This window comes from Roseateles sp. P5_E1, from assembly GCF_054049335.1.
Map to the genome: position 1 here is coordinate 1 of NZ_JBFUMN010000472.1, position 523 is coordinate 523.

General features: G+C 61.8%; 1 protein-coding gene. It reads right to left on the reverse strand.

Annotated features, from left to right (window positions below; translation table 11 throughout):
• Positions 1–138 precede the first annotated feature (138 nt).
• Positions 139–523, reverse strand: a 385-nt coding sequence (locus ACXJKJ_RS32155) for a PepSY domain-containing protein (RefSeq protein ID WP_457395809.1), incomplete at its 5' end; no start/stop codon positions are given.

Consider the following 523-nt stretch of genomic DNA (forward strand, 5'->3'; position numbering starts at 1 on the left):
TCCCTGGCGCGCTCCCAGCGGCGGGGCCCTCCCGCCCGGAGCGGAGACCGGTACCGAGCCCCGCACATGAACGCGAAGGGCCAGCGAAGCTGGCCCTCAACACATGATTGGAGCGCCATGCACCATGGCTAGCCGCCGCTACGGCCGATGGTCCGATTCGTGCTCTTCCGATTCTTCCGATTCATTGGTAACCACCGTGACGGCACCGCTCTTCGCGTCCACATGAAGATGCGCGGGTTTGCCGTCCTTCGATGCGTCGGCATCAAAGTGTGCCCCCTCACGCTCTATACCGTGAACATTGGAATAGCCGGCCGCCTCCAGCTTGGACTTGACCTGTGCGCTGGTCAGCTCACTTCCTTTTTCACTGTATTGCGCAGCTGCCGCACCGACCGAGCCGAACAGGAGCGCGGCGAGCACTACCGCAATTGTCGAAAGTCGCTTGTGCATATGCCTTTCTCCGTACGCCCCCTTGCTACCCGGAAGTGACGCGGTACGGAACGTACTTCTTGGCGTGAGATTACGG